At 59.6% G+C, this 2,000-nt stretch carries 3 protein-coding genes; all 3 read right to left on the reverse strand.

The window, feature by feature from the left end; genetic code table 11:
• The coding region (locus ACIOWA_RS21790) for a GTPase (protein ID WP_401161881.1) at positions 1-117 on the reverse strand (117 nt) is incomplete at its 3' end.
• A 139-nt stretch (positions 118-256) separates the two neighbouring features.
• Positions 257-1,408 (reverse strand): outer membrane protein assembly factor BamB, encoded by a 1,152-nt coding sequence (gene bamB / locus ACIOWA_RS21795; protein ID WP_221733379.1) that lies wholly within the window; start codon positions 1,406-1,408, stop codon positions 257-259.
• Positions 1,401-2,000: tetratricopeptide repeat protein (locus ACIOWA_RS21800; RefSeq protein ID WP_401161877.1), on the reverse strand; the 600-nt coding region annotated here is incomplete at its 5' end. The genes bamB and ACIOWA_RS21800, both read right to left, overlap by 8 nt.

Genomic DNA, 2,000 nt, shown 5'->3' on the forward strand with positions numbered 1-2,000 from the left:
ATCACGGGTCAGACAGGACAAGTCGCCGACGATGGCGTCACGAGTCCTGGTCAGGCGGTTGAACAAGGTGGATTTGCCGACGTTCGGTCGGCCCACCAGGGCGATTACGGGAACCATGCGGCTCTCCACTTCGTTATTTCAGAAAATACAAAAGCCGCTGCGAGGCAGCGGCTGGTGCTCGGGGCAACACTGTGGGGGCGAACAGGTTCACTCCCACAAGTGAAGCTGCCTGGGGTGTTATCCCCAAGCATAGTTGTTACTTGATGGTCAGGGCTTCCAGTTTGCCGCTGTTGCCATACACATAAATCGTGTCACCCACCACCAGCGGACGGGCGCGAAGGCCGTCGCTGTCGATGCGCTCACGGCCGACGAATCGACCGTCCACCTGACTCAACAGGTGCAGGTAACCTTCCATGTCGCCGACTGCAACGTAGCTGGAGAACACTTCCGGCGCCGACAGTTGACGGCGAGCCAGCGAATCGTTGCTCCACAATGCAGTGGTGGAACGTTCGTCGACGCCTTCAACGGTGCCTGATGCCAAGCTGACATAGACGCTGCCGAAACCCTGGGCAATACCGGCGTAGCTCGACGCATCGCGCTGCCAGAGTTGACGACCGCTCTCCAGATCCAGTGCCGCAACACGGCCCTGATAGCTGGCAACGTAAAGCGTACCGCCGGAAAGCAGCAGACCGCCGTCGATGTCGACTACGCGCTCCAGTTCCGAACGACCCTGTGGAATCGCGATCCGTTGTTCCCAGACCGGCACACCGTTGGAAATGTCCACAGCAACCACTTTACCGGTCGACAAGCCAGCCACCGCGAGGCGGTTGGTCACGATCGGCGCACTGGTACCACGCAGTGTCAGTACGGCCGGCGTGCTGTCATACACCCAGCGTTGAGTACCGGTGGAGGCATCCAGGCCGACCAGACGATCGTCCTGAGTCTGCACCACGACCACGTCGCCGTTGTTGGCCGGCGGGGCGAGGACTTCGCTGTTCACGCGAGCATGCCACTTCTCTTCACCGGTGACGGTGTCCAGAGCAACGACTTCGCCTTGCAGGGTGCCAACCAGAACCAGACCGTAACCAACGCCTACGGCGCCGGAGACAGGCAGTTCAAGATCTTTTTTCCACTTCACGTCGCCGTTGCTGCGATCCATGGCCATCACGATGCCGGTTACATCGGCAGCGTAAATGGTGTCACCGTCAACCGCTGGCACCAGCATGTTGTAGGTTTCGCCCTGACCATCACCAATCGAACGACTCCACTGCTTTTGCAGAACCACTTCTTCTTTGAAGTCGGTCAGTTCAGCCGGTGGCAATTCTTTTTTGCTGTTGCTGCTGCAACCCGCGGCCAGAAGGGCCAGAGCCAGCAATGCTGCATGCTTCCAACGGATCACGTCACGCATCCCCTTTGGCCAGGTCGTCGAGTTTGATTTGAAGGCCACCGACTGCCGCTTCATCCGACAGTGCTGCCTTGGCTTTTTGATACGCCTTGTTCGCGTCATCGGTACGACCCAACTGCACCAGCAAGTCGCCCTTGAGCTCTTCGCGAGTGGCCAGGAACGCTTTATCGGCATCGCCGTCGAGCAGTTTCAGAGCGTCATCGGCCTTGTTCTGCGCACCCAGCACTTGCGCCAGACGCTGACGGGCGATTTCGCCGAGCGCCGGGTTGGCCGGTTTGTCGACAATGGCTTTCAGTTCCATCGCTGCGTCATCGAGCTTGCCGCTGTCGACTGCAACCTTGGCCACGAACAGGCTGCCGTACTGCGCGTAGGCAGTACCGCCGAATTCACTGTTGAGCTTGCCGGCCAGATCCGCAACGCGCGCAGTATCAGGCTTGCCGTCAGGCGTCAGTGTGGTTTCCAGCAGTTGCTGATAGAGCACCGAAGCGCCTTGCGACTGGTTGCTCTGATACTTGTGATAAGCCTGCCAGCCGAACACGATGACCAGCGCCAACAGGCCGCCGGTGACCAGAGGTATGCCGTTGCGTGTCCACCA

It is taken from the genome of Pseudomonas sp. NPDC087614 (assembly GCF_044743485.1).
Classification (GTDB): Bacteria; Pseudomonadota; Gammaproteobacteria; order Pseudomonadales; family Pseudomonadaceae; genus Aquipseudomonas; species Aquipseudomonas baetica_A.

Excerpts from the sequence above, each read along its gene's own strand:
- bamB (WP_221733379.1), bottom strand. The coding sequence starts at position 1,408 with ATGCGTGACGTGATCCGTTGGAAGCATGCAGCATTGCTGGCTCTGGCC.